The 21,359-nt window shown below is 59.9% G+C and carries 16 protein-coding genes; 10 read left to right on the plus strand and 6 right to left on the minus strand.

The genetic code is table 11. The features are described 5' to 3' along the window. Positions 1 to 113: 113 nt before the first annotated feature. From Q8X48_RS08390 to Q8X48_RS08420, 7 genes are all read left to right on the plus strand, one after another. Positions 114 to 1,553 (plus strand): aminotransferase-like domain-containing protein, encoded by a 1,440-nt coding sequence (locus Q8X48_RS08390; RefSeq protein WP_015093951.1) that lies wholly within the window; start codon positions 114 to 116, stop codon positions 1,551 to 1,553. Between the two features lie 80 nt (positions 1,554 to 1,633). Further along, positions 1,634 to 2,116, plus strand: a complete 483-nt coding sequence (locus tag Q8X48_RS08395) for a hypothetical protein (protein ID WP_015093952.1) — start codon at positions 1,634 to 1,636, stop codon at positions 2,114 to 2,116. A gap of 166 nt (positions 2,117 to 2,282) precedes the next feature. Then, positions 2,283 to 2,537 (plus strand): YkgJ family cysteine cluster protein, encoded by a 255-nt coding sequence (locus Q8X48_RS08400; protein WP_007973695.1) that lies wholly within the window; start codon positions 2,283 to 2,285, stop codon positions 2,535 to 2,537. 96 nt (positions 2,538 to 2,633) lie between these two features. Next, complete coding sequence (locus Q8X48_RS08405) at positions 2,634 to 3,239, plus strand: START domain-containing protein (RefSeq protein WP_407800531.1); 606 nt, start codon at positions 2,634 to 2,636, stop codon at positions 3,237 to 3,239. A gap of 338 nt (positions 3,240 to 3,577) precedes the next feature. Next, entirely contained in the window at positions 3,578 to 5,671 is a 2,094-nt protein-coding gene (locus Q8X48_RS08410) for an LTA synthase family protein (protein WP_407800530.1), read from the plus strand. A 444-nt stretch (positions 5,672 to 6,115) separates the two neighbouring features. Continuing rightward, a complete protein-coding gene (locus Q8X48_RS08415; protein WP_407800529.1) occupies positions 6,116 to 10,237 on the plus strand; it encodes a DUF1592 domain-containing protein in 4,122 nt (1,373 codons plus the stop codon). 2 nt (positions 10,238 to 10,239) lie between these two features. Beyond that, positions 10,240 to 11,604, plus strand: coding sequence for a DUF1552 domain-containing protein (locus Q8X48_RS08420; protein ID WP_407800528.1), 1,365 nt, complete (start codon positions 10,240 to 10,242; stop codon positions 11,602 to 11,604). A 74-nt stretch (positions 11,605 to 11,678) separates the two neighbouring features. Here Q8X48_RS08420 and Q8X48_RS08425 read toward each other — a convergent pair whose 3' ends face one another. Further along, positions 11,679 to 11,831, minus strand: coding sequence for a DUF3309 family protein (locus Q8X48_RS08425; protein ID WP_018606531.1), 153 nt, complete (start codon positions 11,829 to 11,831; stop codon positions 11,679 to 11,681). A gap of 284 nt (positions 11,832 to 12,115) precedes the next feature. On the opposite strand from Q8X48_RS08425, the gene Q8X48_RS08430 reads away from it, so the two are divergent. From Q8X48_RS08430 to csrA, 3 genes are all read left to right on the plus strand, one after another. Beyond that, the gene (locus Q8X48_RS08430; protein ID WP_095966328.1) at positions 12,116 to 12,931 is read left to right on the plus strand and encodes an SDR family oxidoreductase; all 816 of its coding nucleotides are present in this window, start codon (positions 12,116 to 12,118) and stop codon (positions 12,929 to 12,931) included. Positions 12,932 to 12,995: 64 nt separating this feature from the next. Beyond that, positions 12,996 to 13,328, plus strand: a complete 333-nt coding sequence (locus Q8X48_RS08435) for a YnfA family protein (RefSeq protein WP_008004345.1) — start codon at positions 12,996 to 12,998, stop codon at positions 13,326 to 13,328. Positions 13,329 to 13,483: 155 nt separating this feature from the next. Continuing rightward, on the plus strand, positions 13,484 to 13,669 hold the full coding sequence (csrA, locus tag Q8X48_RS08440; RefSeq protein ID WP_015093958.1) for a carbon storage regulator CsrA: 186 nt from the start codon (positions 13,484 to 13,486) through the stop codon (positions 13,667 to 13,669). Between the two features lie 4 nt (positions 13,670 to 13,673). On the opposite strand, the gene Q8X48_RS08445 is transcribed toward csrA, so the two are convergent. The 5 genes from Q8X48_RS08445 to mnmC form a co-directional block, all read right to left on the minus strand. Next, positions 13,674 to 13,901: a YheU family protein gene (locus tag Q8X48_RS08445; RefSeq protein ID WP_003199186.1), complete on the minus strand. Its 228-nt coding sequence runs from the start codon at positions 13,899 to 13,901 to the stop codon at positions 13,674 to 13,676. A gap of 210 nt (positions 13,902 to 14,111) precedes the next feature. Beyond that, positions 14,112 to 15,302 carry an osmoprotectant NAGGN system M42 family peptidase gene (locus Q8X48_RS08450; RefSeq protein WP_407800527.1) on the minus strand — a complete coding sequence of 397 codons (1,191 nt, stop codon included), beginning with the start codon at positions 15,300 to 15,302 and terminating at the stop codon, positions 14,112 to 14,114. 156 nt (positions 15,303 to 15,458) lie between these two features. Beyond that, positions 15,459 to 17,207, minus strand: coding sequence for an N-acetylglutaminylglutamine synthetase (gene ngg / locus Q8X48_RS08455; RefSeq protein ID WP_407800526.1), 1,749 nt, complete (start codon positions 17,205 to 17,207; stop codon positions 15,459 to 15,461). A 3-nt stretch (positions 17,208 to 17,210) separates the two neighbouring features. Next, complete coding sequence (locus Q8X48_RS08460) at positions 17,211 to 18,983, minus strand: N-acetylglutaminylglutamine amidotransferase (protein WP_407800525.1); 1,773 nt, start codon at positions 18,981 to 18,983, stop codon at positions 17,211 to 17,213. A 170-nt stretch (positions 18,984 to 19,153) separates the two neighbouring features. Continuing rightward, entirely contained in the window at positions 19,154 to 21,133 is a 1,980-nt protein-coding gene (gene mnmC, locus Q8X48_RS08465; RefSeq protein WP_407800524.1) for a bifunctional tRNA (5-methylaminomethyl-2-thiouridine)(34)-methyltransferase MnmD/FAD-dependent 5-carboxymethylaminomethyl-2-thiouridine(34) oxidoreductase MnmC, read from the minus strand. Between the last annotated feature and the right edge of the window lie 226 nt (positions 21,134 to 21,359).

Consider the following 21,359-nt stretch of genomic DNA (forward strand, 5'->3'; position numbering starts at 1 on the left):
CTGACACTGCACTGTACGGTCGACTATTGTGGTAACTGTCCCCGTACACTTCTAAACTGTTCCGGTATTGTTTTACACAAGAATAAAATGCCCGTGAAATCGAGTGCTGCGTCATGACCAATCTTTTGCTCTATCAACGTATTGCTCAACAACTGGCCGAAGACATCCGCCGAGGGGTCTATCAGCCGGGAGAGCGCGTGCCTTCGGTGCGCAAGATGAGCTCGCAGCTCAATGTCAGTCATGCGACGGTGTTGCAGGCGTATGCCAATCTCGAAGATCAGGGGCTGATCCGCGCCCGGCCGCAGTCGGGTTACTACGTGCACCAGACGCCGGCACTCACGGCGCCGACGCCGGACATCGCCCGGGTCGAGCGCCCCGGCCTGGTCACCCGTAGCAGCATCATTCAACAAGTGCTGGTCGAATCCCGCCGTGAAGGTGTCTTCCCGCTGGGCGCTGCAGTGCCGAGTGTCGACTATTTACCAGTGCGTGCGCTGCATCAGCAATTGGCCAAAGTCACTCGTTTCCATAGCCCGCGGGCCTTCAGTTACATGTTCAGCCCCGGTTTCGAGCCGTTGCGCCGACAGGTGGCGATCCGCATGCGCGATGCCGGCGTGGTGGTCGATCCGTCGGAAGTGGTGATCACCCACGGCTGCGTCGATGCGCTGCAGATGTCCTTGCGCGTGCTGACCCGTCCGGGCGATCTGATTGCTGCCGAGTCGCCGACCTATTACGGGTTACTGCAACTGGCCGATCTGTTGGGCCTCAAGGTCATCGAGATCCCCAGCGATCCGGCAACGGGCATGAGCCTGGAAGCCCTGCAACTGGCAGCCAACCAGTGGTCGATCAAGGCGTTGGTGCTGACCACCCGGCTGAGTAACCCGTTGGGCGGCACCATGCCTGAAGAGCGGCAGAAACAACTGCTGCGCCTGGCGTCGGACTTCGATATCCAGATTGTCGAAGACGATATCTACGGTGAGCTGATGTTCGAGCAGGGACGCACCAAATCCCTCAAGGCCTATGACCGGCTGGACCGGGTGATCTATTGCTCAAGCTTCTCGAAAACCCTGTCACCCGGGGTGCGGATCGGCTGGATGATTGCCGGCAAGTATCAGCAGGAAATCCAGCGCTTGCAGACCTTCAGCACGCATTCAGCGTGTAGCGTGACCCAGATGGGAATTGCCGCTTACCTGGAGAATGGCGGGTATGACCGGCATTTGCGCTTTATCCGTCAGGAGTACCGCAAGAACCTCAGTGCCTTCCAGTTGGCCGTACAGCAGTATTTCCCCGAGGGCACGCAGATGACCCGGCCTACCGGTGGCTTCATTCTGTGGGTCAGTCTGCCGGGGCGGGTCAACACCCAGGAGTTGCACGTGCGGGCATTGCAGCAGGGCATCAGTATTGCGCCCGGGCTGATCTTCAGTAATACCGAGCAATTCAATCACTGCATTCGCCTCAATTGCGGCACGCCCTGGAATCGTGAAGCCGAGCGCGCGTTGATGACCCTGGGCATGCTGGCCACCCAACTCTGCCAGGAGATGGCTGGCAGTTTGTAATAGTCTGCTACTGCGCTTGTCTTGTGGGCTGCAACAGGCGAGCATAGACACCTCTGCCGTTTGCACCCACCGTTGGATACATGAAACCGACTTTTCCTGCCGCCTGGCTTTTGCTCTGCCTGATTGCGAGTATTCAGCCGGTATCCGTCGTTGCCGCCACTGAGCAGGATCAGCAGGCCACCGGCAGTTTCCACGTCGCACCGATAGAAACCGCACCAGCAAAAAAAGCCTCGCCGGCCAAAAAACCGGCGACGCCCGCGAAAAAACGCCCACCCATTGCTTCCAAATCGAAACCGGCCAGCGAAGTGGTAAAGACCGAGCTTCCATCCGCCAAGCTGGACCTGAGCTTGCCCAAGGATATGGTTCAGGAACTCAAGCCGGTCGGAACAGTGCCGTTGTCCAAGCGCGAACCGCTGCTGCCCCAGATGTTCGGTGACAAAAGCGGCAGCAGCCCGTTCCAGCTCAACGGCCGCCTGCTCAGTAATGAAATGCAGCTGCAACTGCGCAATGAAGAGCGCCGTGAGGTTGAAGGCGCGGCACTGGATTTCGAGTTCAAGCAGTAACGCCAGCAAGTTCCGCGAGCCGCAGAACAGATGCTTTGTCAGAGACTGGTCGGTCATGCCCGTTAACATGGAAAAACCCGCTCGCAGGTAATTTAAAACAACTGTTTTAGCGGGTACTCTGTGCCCCGTCCTTTTACACATTGCTCGTCGCGAGGAGCTTGTCGTCATGAAATGCCGTGAGGGCTGTGGCGCTTGTTGCATTGCCCCGTCCATCAGTTCACCGATCCCCGGTATGCCCAACGGCAAGGCCGCGGGGCAGCGTTGCCTGCAACTTTCCGCCGATAACCTGTGCAATATTTTCGGCCAGCCGGAACGGCCGGCGGTGTGTTCTGCCTTCGAGGCCGACCCCGAGGTGTGCGGAAGCAGCAGCGAAGAAGCCATCCGGCTGATTGGCTGGTGGGAGCAAATGACGGCGGCGTGATGAGTGGGCTCGCACCTGTGATCACCTCCAAAAGACCTGACGGAGATCGAAGGTGCAAACCCAACGAACGGAACTTCAACAATAAGGAATAAGACTATGGGTTCGCTGCATCGTATGGCTGTACTGTGTGGTTTGACGGTTGTGCTGGCTACCACGACGGCCCAGGCCGAAGACTGGAAAACCGCGAAAAACGAAGACGGCATCAAGGTCTCCCTGAGTGAAGTGGCCGGGTCCGATTACAAGGCCTACCAGGGCGTTACGCTAATGAAAACCACCATGGCCAAGCTGCGCGCGTTGCAGGATGACGTGTCCGGAGCCTGCGCCTGGATTCACGAATGCAAAACCCAGAAGTTGCTCAAGCACGAAGGTGACCAGAGCTGGACCTACACTCAGTTCAACACCCCATGGCCGGTGACTGCGCGTGACTCGGTGCTGCACATCACCACCACCGAAGGTGCCGATGGCAGCCTGACCCGCAAGCTCGAAGGCGTACCGAAATACCTTCCTGAAGAAAAAGGCTTCGTCCGGGTCGCCAAGGTCGACGGTTTCTGGAAGTTCGTACCCAAGGGCGACCAGATCGAAGTGACCTATCAGGTGCACACCGAACCGGGTGGCAGCGTGCCGTCGATGGTGGCCAACAAGTTCGTGGTGGATGCCCCGTTCAATACCTTGAAAGCCCTCAAGGAACGCGCCGAGAAGTAACGGCGTGCTGCTATAAAGGTGACTTCGCAGCGCCCCGACCGGTTCGGGGCGTTTGCGTTTTTGGCCGGGCAGGGCGCTTTAATTTGTTTCCGGATATGCGTTGCACGAAATTTTCACCAGGTCTCCAAGACAATTCACCGGCTCTCCCGCCACACGCAGCGTATTCCTGAATGCAGGATGAAACAGTCGGGATGAGGGTAGTAATCAATGGCAATACAGCCGTTGATCGTGCAACATTTGCGCACCGCGCAAACCCCCGGGCCTTGTACGGGCCGAAAAGAGGGCCAGGCGCAGCTGTATTTTTTGAAACTTCAACTTCCAATGGGTCCTAAAACGACATGGCAATCCCGGACGCCCTGAATCAGCAGCGAGCCTTTAGTCGCCTGCTGCAACCGACCGTCAAATCGCATTTGGCCTACACGCTGTTGTGTGCACTGGTCATGATGGTCATGTTCAGCCTGCTGCGCGTCGCGCTGCTGGTTTACAACCGCTCGATGATCCTCGATACACCGGCTTCGACCTTCCTTGAGGCATTCGCCAACGGTCTGCGTTTCGACCTGCGTCTGGTGGTCTATCTCAGTATTCCGTTGCTGCTGTCATTGTTCAGTGTCCGGGCCATGGCCGCACGCGGGCTGTTCCGTCTCTGGCTGACAGTCGTCTCCAGCATTGCGCTGTTCCTGGGCCTGATGGAGATGGACTTCTATCGTGAGTTCCACCAGCGCCTCAACGGCCTGGTCTTCCAGTACGTCAAGGAAGATCCGAAAACCGTGATGAGCATGCTCTGGTACGGTTTCCCCGTGGTCCGCTACCTGCTGGCATGGGCCGTGGGCACCTGGATCCTGAGCCTGGCGTTCAAGGGCGCAGACCGTGCGACCCGCCCTCGTGGCCCGTTCAGTGGCGGCAGCATCGGCACTCGCCAGGTTGCGCCGTGGTATGCACGCATTGGCGTGTTCGTGGTTTGCCTGCTGATCTGCGTCGTCGCGGCCCGTGGCACCTTGCGTCAAGGCCCACCGATGCGCTGGGGTGATGTCTACACCACAGATTCCAACTTCGCCAACCAGTTGGGTCTCAACGGTACGCTTTCTCTGGTCGCCGCCGCCAAGAGCCGGATGTCCGAGGATCGCGACAATATCTGGAAGGCGACCCTGCCTCAGCCACAAGCCCAGCAAGTGGTGCGTGACATGTTGTTGGTACCGGCCGATAAACTGGTGGATACCGACACCGCAGCGGTACGTCGCGATTACACCCCGCCGGCCGACAAGACCCTGCCGATCAAGAACGTCGTTGTGATCCTGATGGAAAGCATGGCCGGTCACTCGGTGGGCGTGCTGGGCGGGCCGGGCAATATCACGCCGTACCTCGACAAACTGTCAAAGGAAGGCTTGCTGTTCGACCGCTTCTTCTCCAACGGCACCCATACCCACCAGGGCATGTTCGCCACCATGGCCTGCTTCCCGAACCTGCCGGGCTTCGAATACCTGATGCAGACCCCGGAAGGCAGCCACAAGCTGTCGGGTCTGCCGCAGTTGCTCAGTGCCCGTGACTTCGACGACGTGTATGTCTACAACGGCGATTTCGCCTGGGACAACCAGTCGGGTTTCTTCAGCAACCAGGGCATGACCAACTTCATCGGTCGTAACGATTTTGTGAACCCGGTGTTCTCTGATCCGACCTGGGGCGTGTCCGATCAGGACATGTTCGACCGTGGCCTGGTCGAGCTCAAGGCGCGGGAAAACGGCAAGCCTTTCTATGCCTTGCTGCAAACCCTGTCCAACCACACGCCTTACGCCTTGCCGACGCCATTGCCGGTCGAGCGCGTAACCGATCGTGGCAACCTGAACGAACACCTGACCGCCATGCGTTACTCGGACTGGGCACTGGGCCAGTTCTTTGAAAAGGCCCGCAAGGAGCCGTACTTCAAGGAAACCCTGTTTGTCATCGTCGGTGACCACGGTTTTGGTAACGAACAGCAGATCACCGAGATGGACCTGGGCCGCTTCAACGTGCCAATGCTGATGATCGCGCCGGGCATCCAGGAAAAATTCGGCCAGCGTGACCACACCGTGGGCACCCAGATCGACATCGTGCCGACCATCATGGGCCGCATCGGTGGCGAAGTGCGCCATCAGTGCTGGGGACGCGATCTGCTCGACCTGCCGCAAGGCGATGCCGGTATTGGTGTGATCAAGCCGTCGGGCAGCGAGCAGACCACGGCCATCCTCACCGCCGACCAGGTTCTGGTCCTGCCGAAGGACAAGGACATGGCGCCGAAGTTGTATCAGTATGAATTGGGTGACAAGCCTGGCGCCAAAGTCATTGCCGATGTGCCGCGTACCGCCGAATTGAAACTCAAGCTCGAAGCGTTCCTGCAAACAGCGACCAAGAGCCTGCTGGACAACACCGCGGGTGTCGTTGACGGCACTCCGGACTAAGTATTCAGTCAGGTCTTGCTGCCTGACCTCAGGCAACAAAAATCAGAATCCGATGCCTGCACAGGCATCGGATTTTTTTATGTTTGCCGGGTGGCGAAGAGCCGCACCCAAGGGCAATACCTGTCAACTCTGACAGTAGACACCCTTGGGGTTTGGGGATTTCATACAGGTGCTTCGTACCTGATCCAACGTTTGTAACAGCGACGTTGAGAGCGGGCAGTGTCGCAAGGATGAGTGTCTGTCTGTTCCTGTCTCTTTGGCTTTCGTGCCATGTCTTGGTGATGCTGTGGAACCGCACTGGAAGACATTCCAATAGAAACGCCGGGGGTGGCTTTGGCGCTTTTCTGGCCTGCCGCTTCGGTTCAGGTGGTTCGCCGCAGGACATTGAATCAACAGATTTGTCCAGTGGGTTGAAGCACTTGTCTAACGAGTGAGGCTCGCTTCATGAACAAGTCTGTCGGTGTGCTTCGTTTGCTGTGGCTCGTGTGTCTGGTGGCGCTCGCCGCTGTCATCGCTTGGGTGGCGTTCACCAGAACATCAGAGTCCACGCCCTCACCTCAGTCCTGTACCGCACCCGCTTATGCGCAGGGCACGCTCTATGAACAAGGGCAACAGGTACAGCACAAGGGCCAACAGTTTGAATGCTGGAAAGACGACGAGGCACCGAAAGGCATCGGCAGTTGGCAATGGTGCAGGCAATCGGCCTATGAGCCACTCTTTCCAACCAACCACTGGAAAGACGCATGGAAGGAGCTCGGTGAATGCGGTGGCTTCGAGGGCAATCGCCTGAAGCTGAACTTTGCCACCCTTGCCGGCAAAGCCCCCCTGAAACCGGCGGTGCCCGGTGTCGCTCGCGCTGATCAGATCGTCACCGGAACCTTGCGCTGCAAGGCCGAAGAAATTTCGATCAGGGCGAAGGCCAGCGAAACGATCCACCTCGATAATCTGAAAGCCTGCGACTACCAATTGGTGATGAACAGCGCCGATGGATACATCCCGCTGAACACGCCACGCATTGTCACGTTCAAGGAGGCGCAAGGGGCAGAGCAAGCCGTGACGGTGACGTATCGCCCACCGGTGGATGTGAGCAAGCTCAGTGGTTTGCCGGGGGTGAAAATCGAGCTGTTTGCCCAGGGGCTTGTTCAACCCAGGCAGATGGCCATGGGCAAGAACGTATTGTATGTCGGCTCCAGTGCAATCCCTTCGTACGTCTATGGCGGAAAAATCGGCGACATGATCTACGCGTTGCCACTGGATGGGGCGGGTAAACCGACGGGTATTCATGTCATTGCCAGCGGTCTGGAAGAGCCTCACGGCGTGGCGTATCGCGACGGTGATCTCTATTACTCGACCACGGGTGGTCTGTATCGCTTGCGTAACGCGGACGATCATTACAAAGACCCGAAACCCGAACGGGTCTTCAGCTTTCCGGCAGACGACAACCTGTTTCCCTTGCCCCCTCTGTCGTCCGGTTCCAACACTCGCATCTGGCACATGAAGCACCCCTTGCGCTTCAATCCACTCGATCCATCAGACAAGTGGCTTTATACAGCGGTCGGCATTCCGTGCAACTTGTGCATGATTCCTGCCGACAAGCGCTATGGGACGGTCTTGCGCTACTCCCCGGAAACGGGGGCGTCCGAGATTCTGGCCTCGGGGGTGCGTAACTCTGTCGGCTTCGACTGGAACCCCAAGGACGGCAAAATATGGTTCAGCGACAACAATCGCCAAGGCTTCCCCAACCCTGACGAGGTCAACTTTATCCGCAGCCCCGGGTTGCATTTCGGCGTGCCTTATCGGTTTGGCAAGGACACGCCCGGATTCACTCAGGAGGAGTACCTGAACCCGGGTGTGATCCAGCCGCCGCTGGTGCCCGGTGCCATTGTGTCCGACAAGTCGCTCGAGCAGATCAACCCCGCTGATTATGTGCCGGCAGCTTTTGAGTCGGGCACCAACACGGCGCCGCTCGGGGTCAAGTTCTGGTCAGGTTACCCGGCCACCGAGAGGACCCAGCGTTTGCTGGTTGCCGTGCATGGTGCGGGCTCCACTGCCCGTCCAGGCATGGACATACAAATGCTGACCATCCAGGACGGTACGCGCGTGGTCAACCAGATCCCGCTGATCAATGGATTTGTGCAGGACCCGGAACGATTTGATGTCTATTGCCTGGACAGCTCGTGCATTGGGCGCCCCGTCGAGTTTCTTGAACTGGCGGATGGCAGCCTGCTGATCAGCGATGACGTCGCCGGGGTCATCTATCGCGTGCGCTATGACGCGACCGGGTTGCCGCAGACGCAGTTGGCGTTACGTCCAATGCTGTCACCTCCCGGCCTGGAAAACGAAATGATCAGTGGTTATCTGATTGCCCCCGACGGCAATAGTCGACTGGTGCAAATTTCATGGAATGCGTTAAACAATGAGTCCGCGCTGGTTCTAAATGGGTTGGCGTATGGTGAGTATCAGTTGCGCCTCAATGATGTGAAAAACTGGATTCCCGAAGTGCGCAACACAGCGTTAACGCTATCGGAAACCAGCAAGACTCATACGATCAACCTGCGTTATCGCGAGCGGCCGATCAAGCTTGAGGTCAAGGTGACGATCAAGGCACCGACCAGGCCTGTTTCCGTCACCGATGCCCAATGGCACGTCAGCCTGATTAACGAGGACCAGAGTAATGCTGAGCCACAGGTCATAAACATTCCATGGGGCGGGACTACGACGCAGCTCCTCGACTATGGCAAGTACAAGGTTATCTACCCGTTTTATCCGAAGGAAAAACCGCAGCCGGAACTGGAGACGGTGGTGATTGATGAGTCCAGCCAGGACCGGCAGCTGCCACTCGTCACTTACCAGCATGTCGAGAACCTGGGCGAAACGGTCCTGACGGGGGCCTGTACCAAGTGCCATGCGGTCGAGTACTTCAATAACGCGAGTAAGGCCTTGCTCTGGAGCGTGGCGGGTCGGGACGCGTTGGTCACACAAATCAAGACCATGCCGGTTTCAGGGCATTGCGACACCACCTGTGCGACTGAAATCAGTAATCACTTGTTCGACGTCGTCTGGAAACCTTACCTGGATCAGGGCGAATCCTATGGCGCGCGGCAGTTGCGATTGCTGACGCCAGATGAGTATGCCGCCACCGTCCTGGACATTCTGGGGGTTGAAGTCAATCCCGAGAAGCTGCCGGCCGACAAGTCCGAAAAAGACTTCAAGTACCCTGGGGAAGCGAACATGGGCGTTCTGCAGGCAGAGGACGTCAAACTGTTTTACGACATGGCATTGTCGGTGGCAGAAAAGGTTTCGCCATCGCGGTTGAGCGCGCTGGCAACCTCCCGGGCAGGCACCGATCTGGTCACCTCCCTGGGCTATCAGTTGTTCCGACGGCCTGTCACTGACGCCGAGCGGTTGCGTTACCAGAAAATCCTCGACGAGCAAGGGGCGCCGGCTGCAATCACCGCTCTGATGATGTCGCCGAACTTTCTCTATCGCTCGGAGTTGGGAGTGGAGTCAGCATCGGCAAGCAAGGTGTATCAGCTCACACCGTTCGAGGTAGCCACTGCGCTCTCTTACGGGTTCCTGGGCACGACGCCGGATGTTGAGCTGCTGGCCAAGGCGCAGCGCAACGAACTGCAGACCTCGCAACAGATCGCTGCAGAAATTCAGCGAATGATGCAAACGGATCGCGGCATCGAGCAGTTCAACCGCTTCGTCAGCTATTACGTCAAAACGGTTCGAGGCGTCCAGGAAAAACCGGGACTGACCAGGCACATGATTGAGCTCATGACGCAGGAGCAGTATCTGCTGAGCAAAAACATGCTGCTGGGTTCCGGCACCCTGAACGAGTTGTTCAACCCCGGCTACACCTATTTGAATCAGGACCTGGCCGCGCATTATGGCATCAGCGGTGTCACGGGCAGCACGATGCAAAAGGTCATGGTGGACGAAAAACGGGGAGGGTTGTTGCATCTGGGGCTGACTCAAGCTGCCACGTCAGACTTGGTGAGCACCTCATTGGTCAAGCGTGGAATCATGATTCGTGAGCAGATGTTCTGCCGTGAGTTCGGTGCCCCGGTGGAGGCCGATCCGACTGAACCGGTTTATCCGCCTCGCGCCATTACCACCCGTGAGCATTGGGACCTGGTCAACGGCGAGCAAGCTTCAGGTGGACGCTGCTGGCAGTGCCATCAATACATGAATGACACAGGGTCGTCGATGGAGCATTACGACGCGGCTGGTCGTTATCGCACTCAGGAAAAGGCCCACAACTATAACCAGTATCCGCAGATGTTGCCGATCAAGGCCTCCGGTCCGTTCATCAGTTTGGCCGGCACCGAGCAGGTCGATGATGTCCGGGATGTCGCAAGAATTGTCTCGCGTAACCCGGCATCACAGTTCTGCATGGCCGACAGTTACTTCCGGTTTGTGTTCGGCAACAAATCGGATGAATCGACCTCCGGGACAGTGAAGGCGATTGCCGATGGCTTGAAAACTTCAGGCTCCCTGACAGAGATGTTGCGAACCCTGGGGACTTCCAAGGCGTTCATCTACAAAACCGAGAGGAATTGATCATGGGCATTTTGAAAAGTCGTCGGCGTTTTCTCGCGGGCATGGCTGCGGCAGGTGTCTTCGGTCCTCTGACTCAATTCGGTTTGGCGCGCATGGCTTTGGCCGGGCAAACACAGCAAGCCAGGTTGAAGGTCGTGTTTGTGGTGGTCCCCGACGGACTGGCGGTGGACTCCTACAATGGCGGTGCTTTTGGTGATGGGCGCGGATTGTGGCACCCCACTGCACAGGGGACGGATACCACGGCCTTTACGCTCAATGAAGTCAGTTCAGAGCTGGCCGCCTATCGCAACCAGTCGTTGTACCTGCGCGGGATTATTCTGGGGCCGGGGAACGTGGGTCATAATGGCTGGAACTGGGTATTGCGTGACAGTCAAAAGAGTCAATCGTCTATTGATGTGTTGCTGGGGCAAGCGCTGCCGGGCACTGAGCCGTCCCACCGGAGTCTGTTTGCCGGCCCCCACGCCGGAGTCGATGGAACGCCCTGGTTTGTGTCGTTTCAGGGACGTTCGATTCGTACCCCCTACCGTGACCCAATGCTGATGGCTGAATCATTGTTCAAGTCGCCCGCCCGGACTCGGCGCGCACTACAGCCTGGTGCCGGTGCGCTGCTGGAGGCATCCCTGGTGGATATCCGGGAACTCAGAGCCAGGCTTTCTACCGCAGAGCGGCAAAAGCTTGATACCCATCTCGACTCGGTGGAGCAGGTCATCAAGGACCTGGAGGAAACACGGCCGCCCGTGGGGGCATGTGAGCCGGTGACACTCGAGCCTCTGGATTACAGATCGGCAGCGCACCGTACCCGCATTCAGGCGGATCACCACAAAGTGGTGGCCACCGCCTTGGGTTGCGGGATAACCCGGGTCGCCACCCTTCAGATCGGGCGCTCGGCGGAGTCGCTCAATATCGTTGATGTCAGTCCCGAGAGAAATCCCCACGATTGTGCTCACCGTCGCTCCGGGCAAGAACTCTGGAAGGGAACGCGGCAATGGTACGTTCGGCAGGTCAAACTGTTTATGGATGAACTGGCCCGGTACCAGGACCCGCACGTGCCCAGCGACAATCTGCTCCAACATACACTCGTCGTACTCACCAGCGAGATGGCCGATGGATCCCCTGAACACATGATCGATATGCCGATGTTGTTAATGGGGGGGGCGAGCGGATTGTTGAAAAGCGGGGACGGTTCGGGACGGTACTTCAACATTACGTCGCAAGCCGATCAAAAGCACCACGCGGGGAACCCGGTGATCGGCCAGCATTTCGTCGACATGCAGCGTATCTGGGCAACCGTAGCCAAGGCAGCCGGAACCAGTGTGCCTTACGGCGGCAATATCAATCCCCTCAGCGGGATATTCACTAACGTGTGAATCCGAAAAAGACGATGCCAGTCAGATTGACTGGCATCGTCTTTTTCGCTGGTTTCTATCTGCTTGTCAGACTTTCATATCTTGCCGAGCAAGAGCAGGATCAACAGCACCACCAATACGACGCCGATGATTCCGGACGGGCCATAACCCCAACTTCTGGAGTGCGGGAAGACCGGTAAACCCCCGATCAGTAACAGGATCAGAATGATGATCAGTATTGTGCCCATGTCTTTTTCCTTGTCGAAAATGCAGTGAAATGACCGTGCCAATCAGGTCAGCGGGAATGAAGTAAATTCGAGCTGCTTAAAAATTCCGACTCATGCTACTGCAGGAAAATTCCAAGTTTTTTTGAAGTATTTCGGACAGGTTCTTATTTCTTTTGTGATTGCCTTAGTTGCATGTGGCGCGCCCGCGGTTTGCTCGGGCCATTCAGCAATCTGATGGAGCGTGGGTCGGGCAACTTCCTTCGCTACACTCGATGCATCTTCCGAGAACAACAAGGCTGTTTGCTATGCAAAATCGCATGATGATCACTGGTGCAGGCTCTGGCCTGGGTCGCGAAATCGCGCTGCGCTGGGCGCGTGAAGGCTGGCAACTGGCCTTGTCGGACGTCAGCGAGCCCGGTTTGCAGGAAACCCTGAAGTTGGTCCGTGAAGCCGGTGGCGATGGTTTTATCCAGCGCTGCGACGTGCGCGACTACAGCCAACTGACGGCGTTCGCCCAGGCCTGTGAGGTCAAGCTCGGCGGCATCGATGTCATCGTCAATAACGCGGGTGTGGCCTCTGGCGGCTTCTTCAGTGAATTGTCCCTGGAGGACTGGGACTGGCAGATCGCAATCAACCTGATGGGCGTGGTCAAGGGCTGCAAGGCTTTCCTGCCGCTGCTGGAGCAAAGCAAAGGCAAGATCATCAACATCGCGTCCATGGCCGCGCTGATGCAAGGCCCGGCGATGAGCAACTACAACGTGGCCAAGGCGGGCGTGGTGGCGTTGTCCGAAAGCCTGCTGATCGAGCTGGCGCATCAGGAAGTCGGCGTACATGTGGTGTGCCCGTCGTTCTTCCAGACCAACCTGCTGGACTCCTTCCGCGGCCCGACCCCGGCCATGAAGGCCCAGGTCGGCAAGCTGCTGGAAAGCTCGCCGATCAGCGCCGCCGACATCGCCGACTACATCTACCAGCAGGTCGCTGCCGGCGAGTTCATGATCCTGCCCCACGAACAGGGCCGCATGGCCTGGGCGATCAAGCAGAAGAACCCGCAATTGCTCTACAACGAAATGACCGTCATGGCCGACAAAATGCGCGCCAAGGCCAGGCAATCCGCAAGCTGATCTTGCCCGCAGGCAGCACGGTCGTTAGGGTGGCCGCCATCGGCCATCCTTGCGAGACGCTTGCATGCTCAATTACCTGTGGTTTTTCCTCGCCGCGCTGTTCGAAATTGCCGGTTGCTTCGCCTTCTGGATGTGGCTGCGCCAGGGTAAAAGCATGTGGTGGGTGGTGCCGGCGCTCCTCAGCCTGACCCTGTTCGCCCTGCTGCTGACCCGTATCGAGGCCACCTACGCCGGCCGCGCCTACGCTGCCTACGGTGGCATCTACATCATTGCCTCGATTGGCTGGCTGGCCGTGGTCGAGCGGATTCGTCCGCTGGGTTCGGACTGGCTCGGCGTGGCGCTGTGTGTGATTGGCGCGAGTATCATCCTGTTCGGGCCGCGATTCTCCGCGTCCTGACAGCTCGTCCCTACAATCCACCCGGCTTGTCGGACTTTTCCGTCAGCGGGGTGGTTCAGGGGCTGTCAGTCCGGTCCGGTTTGCTGTCGGAGCATTGTAGGCGTACGACGGGCCGGGCATCTTCAGGGGCCAGTAATCCCTGAAGGACACTCCTTATGCTCGTACTCAGTCGCGTTGTGGGCGAAACCATTTCCATCGGTGACAACATTTGCGTGCGCGTTCTCGCGATCAACGGAAACCACGTTCGCTTTGGTGTCGAAGCGCCTCAGGACGTCAATGTGCACCGCGCCGAAATCTATGAACGCATCCAGAACAAACTGGCGAAAACCAAGGAACGCTGAATCTTCAGTCAAACAGGTGCTTGGGCACGTCATGCTTGAGCATCAGTTGGCATTGCTCGCTTTCCGGGTCGAAGACAATCAGTGCCTGGCCCTTGGTCAGCGCCTGGCGCACGCGCAGTACGCGGGTTTCCAGCGGCGTGTCGTCACCATTGTCGGTGCCGTCGCGGGTCACGAAATCCTCGATCAGGCGGGTGAGGGTGTCGACTTCAAGTTGGTCGTGGGGGATCAGCATAGGCACCTCGGTTGGATCAATGGCGCGATGCTACGGCGTATGGCCGGTATCGGCTAGCCTGGGATTTGATGTTGTCTGCACTGACGCCATCGCGAGCAAGCTCGCTCCCACAGGGTTCAGCGGCGAACCGAAGATTTGTGTTCACCACCGATCAACTGTGGGAGCGAGCTTGCTCGCGATAGCGGTTTACCCGGCGATGAAGATCCTGGATCAGCTCTCCGACCGCTGCCCCACCAGGCTGTCCACCGAAGGCACCCGCGTATCGCTTTCCATCTGCGTGTCATGTTCGAGCTGATGACTGAACCGGTCCAGTGAGCCCTTGGCCGGTTGCGCATCGCTGGCAAACACCGGCGGGCTGAGGATGTAGGCACCGAGCAGGCGGCTCAGGGCGGCGAGGCTGTCGATGTGGGTGCGTTCGTAACCGTGGGTGGCGTCGCAGCCGAAGGCCAGCAGGGCCGTGCGAATGTCGTGGCCGGCGGTGACCGCCGAATGCGCGTCGCTGAAGTAGTAGCGGAACAGGTCGCGGCGTGCCGGCAGGTCGTTGTCGCTGGCCAGGCGCAGGAGGTGACGCGATAGGTGATAGTCATACGGCCCGCCGGAGTCCTGCATCGCGATGCTTACCGCATGCTCGCTGGAGTGCTGGCCTGGCGCGACCGGAGCGATGTCGATGCCGACGAATTCACTGACGTCCCAGGGCAGCGCCGCCGCGGCGCCGCTGCCGGTTTCCTCGGTGATGGTGAACAGCGGATGGCAGTCGATCATCAGTTCTTCGCCACTGTCGACGATGGCTTTGAGGGCCGCCAGCAGCGCGGCCACTCCGGCCTTGTCATCGAGGTGGCGGGCGCTGATATGGCCGCTTTCGGTGAACTCCGGCAACGGGTCGAAGGCGACGAAATCACCGATGCTGATGCCCAGCGACTCGCAGTCGGCGCGGGTGGCGCAGTAGGCGTCCAGGCGTAACTCGATGTGATCCCAACTGATCGGCATTTCATCCACGGCGGTATTGAACGCGTGCCCGGACGCCATCAACGGCAAGACGCTGCCACGGATCACGCCGTTGTCGGTAAACAGGCTGACCCGGCTGCCTTCGGCAAAGCGGCTGGACCAGCAACCGACCGGCGCGAGGGCCAGGCGGCCGTTGTCCTTCACCGCACGCACTGCCGCGCCGATAGTGTCCAGGTGGGCGGAAACGGCGCGGTCGGGGCTGTTCTTCTTGCCCTTGAGCGTGGCGCGGATGGTGCCGCGACGGGTCAGCTCGAAGGGAATGCCGAGTTCTTCAAGACGCTCGGCGACGTAGCGCACGATGGTGTCGGTGAACCCGGTTGGGCTGGGAATGGCGAGCATTTCCAGCAGGACTTTTTGCAGGTAGCCGAGGTCCGGTTCGGGGATTTTTCTGGTCATGGAAACTCCTGATGAGTTGAGCGCATCGATGGTTTCGATGAGGGATTTGTGTTGTTTGTCAGTCCGTCTTCGCGAGCAAGCCCGCTCCCACATTTAATTGCATTCCCCTGTGGGAGCGGGCTTGCTCGCGAAGGGGCCGGTCCAGACAACACATCACTAAGAAACCACCGGCTGGCTGTGCGGAAACAACAAATCCACAAATCGCTCCGCCGTGGGCTGTGGTTCGTGGTTGGCCAGCCCGGCCCGTTCGTTGGCTTCGATAAACACGTAGTCCGGCTGGTCAGCGGCGGACACCATCAGGTCGAGGCCGACCACGGGAATGTCCAGCGCCCGGGCGGCCCGTACAGCCGCATCCAGCAGCGTCGGATGCAGGATCGCCGTGACGTCCTCGAGAATGCCGCCGGTATGAAGATTCGCCGTACGCCGTACGAACAGGTGCTCGCCGGCCGGCAGAATGCTGCCGTAGTCGTATCCGGCCGCCTGCAAGGTGCGAAGGGTTTCCGCGTCCAGCGGGATCTTGCTTTCGCCACCCGTGGCCGCTTGTCGGCGCCGGCTCTGGGCTTCGATCAACTGGCCGATGGAGTGCTGGCCATCGCCGATCACTTCGGCCGGCCGGCGAATCGCGGCCGCGACCACTTCAAAACCGATCACCAGGATTCGCAGGTCGAGGCCTTGGTGGAAGCTTTCCAGCAGCACGCGGCTATCAAACTGGCGGGCCGCCTCGATGGCGTGCTGTACCTCTTCGATGGTCTGCAAGTCGACCGCCACGCCTTGGCCCTGTTCGCCGTCCAGCGGTTTGACCACCACGCGTCGATGCTCATCAAGGAACGCCAGATTGTCATCGGCGTTTCCCGCCAGTTGCTGCACGGGCAGGTTCAACCCGGCAGCCTTGAGCACCTTGTGGGTCAGGCTCTTGTCCTGGCACAGGGTCATGCTGATGGCGCTGGTCAGGTCACTCAGGGATTCGCGGCAGCGTACCCGGCGCCCGCCATGGCTGAGGGTGAACATTCCGGCATCGGCGTCATCGACTTGCACATCGATGCCGCGACGGTGTGCTTCTTCGACGATGATCCGGGCGTACGGATTAAAGGCGGCTTCGGGGCCCGGCCCGAGAAACAGCGACTGGTTGATGCCGTTCTTGCGCTTGATGGCGAAGGTCGACAGGTTGCGAAAGCCGAGCTTGGCGTACAGGCTTTTCGCCTGGCGGTTGTCGTGCAGCACGGACAGGTCGAGGTAAGCGAGACCGCGACTCATGAAGTGTTCGATCAGATGCCGCACCAGCACTTCGCCGACGCCCGGCCGCGCACAATGCGGGTCGACCGCCAGGCACCAGAGACTGCAGCCGTGTTCCGGATCGTTGAAGGCCTTTGCGTGATTGAGGCCCATGACGCTGCCGATGACCGCGCCGCTGTCATCGTCTTCCGCCAGCCAGTACACCGGGCCGCCCAGGTGGCGCGCAGTGAGCAGGGTGGCATCGATCGGCAGCATGCCGCGCGCCTGATACAGCTGGTTGATGGCCTGCCAGTCGGCGTCGCTCTGTGCGCGTCGAATGCGAAATCCACGAAACACCCGGGTCGCCTGGCGGTAGTCGCTGAACCACAGGCGCAAGGTATCGGACGGGTCGAGGAACAGCTGCGCCGGCTCCAGCCCCAGCACCTGCTGGGGCGCGGCGACGTACAGCGCGATGTCCCGTTCGCCGGGCTGCTCGTTGAGCAACTCCGCGGCCAGGCTCGCCGCATCGGCAAAGGTGTGGCCGATCAACAAGCGCCCCCAGCCGCAATGCACGGCAATCGGCGCGGCGCCGAGTTCACTGCCATCCTCGGCCAGACGTGCCTGTAAACGTTCGTAGGAAGGCGACTGGCCGCGCAACAGGCGTTGGCTGAAAGCCGTGGCGTGAGGTTTCATCGGTCAGATTCCTTGTTCGCTGAGCCACAGGTTGAGGGCCGCCAGTTGCCACAGCTTGGAGCCGCGCAACGGCGTCAACTGTCCCTGGGGATCGGTCAGCAGACGGTCGAGCATTGCCGGGTTGAACAGGCCGCGATCCTGGCTCGGATCGAGCAGCAACTCACGCACCCACTCCAGTGTATCGCCCTGCAAATGCTTGAGGCCCGGCACCGGGAAGTAACCTTTCTTGCGGTCGATCACTTCACTGGGAATCACTTGGCGCGCGGCTTCTTTCAAGACTTGCTTGCCGCCGTCCGGCAGTTTGAAACGCCCCGGAATCCGGGCCGACAGCTCCACCAGGCGGTAGTCGAGAAACGGCGTGCGCGCTTCCAGGCCCCAGGCCATGGTCATGTTGTCGACGCGTTTGACCGGGTCGTCCACCAGCATCACCGTACTGTCCAGACGCAAGGCCTTGTCCACTGCTGCATCGGCACCGGGCTGGGCGAAATGGGCTTTGACGAAGTCACCGGCGGCGTCATTGGCGGTCAGCCATTTTGGCTGCACGGTCGCCGCGTATTCGTCGTAGCTGCGGTCGAAAAATGCGTCGCGGTACGCGGCAAAGGGATCGCTTGCACCGTCCACTTGCGGATACCAGTGGTAGCCGGCGAACAGTTCGTCGGCACCCTGGCCGCTCTGGACGACCTTGCAGTGTTTGGCCACTTCGCGGGACAACAGGTAGAACGCGATGCAGTCGTGGCTGACCATCGGTTCGCTCATGGCGCGGAATGCGGCGGGCAGTTGATCGATGATCTCTTTTTCATCGATGCGCAATTGGTGATGCTGCGTGCCGTAGTGCCGGGCGATCAGGTCGGAGTACTGGAACTCGTCACCGCGCTCGCCACCCGCATCCTGGAAACCGATTGAGAAGGTCGACAGATTGTCCACGCCGACTTCCCGCAACAGGCCCACCAGCAGACTCGAGTCGACACCGCCGGACAGCAGCACGCCAACATCGACCGCCGCACGCTGACGAATCGCGACAGCTTCGCGGGTGCTGTCGAGCACCCGGTCGCGCCAGTCTTCGAGGGTCAGGTTTTTCTCGTCGTCGTGGGGGCCATAGGCCAGGGTCCACCAGGTTTTCTGCTCGGTGCGACCATCGGCTTCGATGCGCATCCAGGTCGCTGGCGGCAGTTTTTCGATGCCCGCCAGCAACGTGCGCGGTGCGGGGACCACGGCGTGGAAATTCAGGTAGTGATTGAGCGCCACCGGATCGAGGAGCGGATTGATGTCGCCGCCCTTGAGCAATGCCGGCAGTGCTGAGGCAAAGCGCAAGCGCTGGCCGGTGCGCGACAGGTACAAGGGTTTTACGCCAAGACGGTCGCGGGCGATGAACAGGCGTTGGGCATCGCGCTCCCAGACGGCAAAGGCAAACATGCCGTTGAGTTTCGGCAGCAAGGCTTCGCCCCAGGCGTGATAGCCCTTGAGCAAGACTTCAGTGTCGCCACCGGAATAGAAGGAGTAACCCAGGCTTTCAAGCTCGGCGCGCAGTTCCGGAAAGTTGTAGATAGCGCCGTTGAAGGCCAGGGACAGGCCCAATTGGGGGTCGATCATCGGCTGCGCCGAGCCGTCCGACAGGTCCATGATTTTCAGGCGCCGATGGCCCAGGGCAACCGGCCCCTGGCTATGAAATCCCCAGGCGTCGGGGCCGCGAGGGGCCAGGTGATGGGTGATTCGTTCAACGGCTGCAAGGTCTGCAGGTTGATGATCAAAACGTAACTCGCCAGCTAATCCGCACATAAATTCCTTACCGGTTTTTCCGTTGGGGAGGGTCAATCGATACCGCGCCAAAATGGCGGGTACTCAGAAACTGACCCGCCTCGGCAAGGGGAGTTTTATATCGATGAGTTATAAGAGGGCGAAACCCGGGCCGAGAGCCGCTGTGCGGGCGCTCTCGACGGCGGTATCGACTATTTGCCCCGGATCAGGCGCCGTAACGCAAACCGGTTGGGATGACAGGCTTCGGCCACGCTTCTGGGCAAGGGCAGGGGCTCGTTGTCCAGCCAGGCGGCCAGCAGTTCTCCTGACAGTGGCGCGGTGATCAGGCCGCGCGAGCCGTGGCCGCTGTTGACGTACAAGCCGCCGAGCCACGGGCATTCGACGTCCGGCACCTGCCGGGCGTCCTTGCCCAGCGCGGCATAGGCCTGAGCGAAGGCCTGGGTGTCGGCCAAGGGGCCGACGATTGGCAGGTAGTCGGGGCTGGTACAGCGAAATGCGGCGCGCCCCTGGAGGCTCTCGGGGTCGAGGCGGTCAATCTCCAGGCGCTCGACCAGATCGTGGGAAATCTCTTCGAGCATGGCCAGGTTGCCCAGGTGTTCAGCCGTGGTCGGCGTCAGGTCATCGCTGTTGAAATCGAAACTGGCCCCCAGGGTGTGTTCGCCCAAGCGTGCGGGAGCGACATAACCTTCGGCGCACACCACAGTGCTCAGGGCCTGGCTTTGCGGCGTTTGCGCCAGGCGGGTGATTTGCCCGCGAATGCGTTTGAGCGGCAACCCGGCACTCTCGGGGAAACGCTGGATGTCCGCAGCACCGGCGAGGACCACCACGGGTGCGCTGGCAAGCAATTGCTCGCCGTTCCAGGCTTGCCACTGATCCTCGACCTTGCGCAGTTCCAGCGCATCGCGATGGGTGAGCAGTTGAACCCGCGGATGCCCGGCCTGCCACTGGCACAGCGCCGGTGGGTGGACCCACCCGCCTTGCGGATAGAACAGTCCCCCTTGTGCCAGCCCGATCCCGGCCACGGCCTGGGCCCCGGATTGATCCAGCAGGTGCAACAGGTCCGGTGCAAACGCCGCCGCCAATTGCGCCTGGCGTTCGGCTTCCTTGGCATTGAAGGCCAGTTGCAGCACGCCGCAATCGTCCCAGTCGCGGCCCCGTTGCAAGTGTTCGAGCAGTCGTCGGGTGTAGCCGAATCCGCTGACGATCATTTGCGATAGCACCGTGCCATGCGCCGATAACTTCAGGTAGAGCACGCCCTGCGGATTGCCCGAAGCTTCGCGGGCGATGTCGTCGTGACGCTCCAGCAACGTCACTTGCCAGCCCCGTGCAGCCAGGCTGGCGGCGCTGGCACAACCGGCCAGCCCGGCGCCGATCACCAGTGCCCGGCGTTCGCCGCTCGGCGGTGCAGGTCGGGCAAACCAGGGTTTGTCGGGCGCCGGGGCGGGTACGTCGTCGGGCCAGCCGAGGAACTCGCCGCGCAGGATTTCCCATTTGTGGCCGATGCCCGGGGTGCGTTTCATCTTGAAACCGGCGGCGTTGAGCAGGCGCCGCACCCAACCGGTGCTGGTGAAGGTGCTGATGGATGCACCGGGAGCGGCCAGGCGCGCCAGTTCGGCAAACAGTTCGGCGGTCCACATGTCAGGGTTTTTCGCCGGAGCGAAACCGTCGAGGAACCAGGCGTCGACCCGGGCGTCGAGTTGGGGCAGTTGCTCCAGCGCGTCGCCGATCAGCAGGGTCAGGGTGATGCGGCCGTGGTCCAGCGTCAGGCGCTGAAAGCCCTGATGGATGGCTACGTATTGCTCAAGCAGTTGATCGGCAAACACCTTGAGTTCCGGCCACAGTGCCAGGGCACGTTGCAAGTCGGCCGGGCTCAACGGGTACTTTTCGACGCTGACAAAATGCAGTCGCGCACCGGCCACGGCGTGTTGCTCGAACACCTGCCAGGCGCACAGGAAATTCAGCCCGGTGCCGAACCCCGTTTCACCGATGACCAGCCGCCCGCCCTTGGGCAAGGCCGCAAAGCGTTCCGCCAAACGGTTCTGTTCGATGAACACGTAGCGGGTTTCGTCCAGCCCCGATTTGTCGGAGAAATACACATCATCGAACACTCGCGAATACGGGCGACCTTGGTCGTCCCAGTCGAGCTGGGCGTGGGGCAATACAGGTTTCATGGCAGGCTCGGCAACGGCAAGGTCGCCATTCTAGCCGATCGATGGTGCGTTGCTTGATCCGTGGCAAGGCATGCATTGGCTGAGTAGGAGAAAATCTTCGACTTGCCCGAACCTTTTGCGGCGAGAGGGCTGTTGTGGCGAGGGGGCTTGTCGGATCGCCGCACCGCCCCGTTCGGCTGCGAAGTAGTCGTAAAACCAGCCAATCGGATTTACCTGACAGACCCGG

It is taken from the genome of Pseudomonas sp. QLc11A (genome assembly GCF_052112305.1).
Lineage (GTDB): Bacteria > Pseudomonadota > Gammaproteobacteria > Pseudomonadales > Pseudomonadaceae > Aquipseudomonas > Aquipseudomonas laurylsulfatiphila.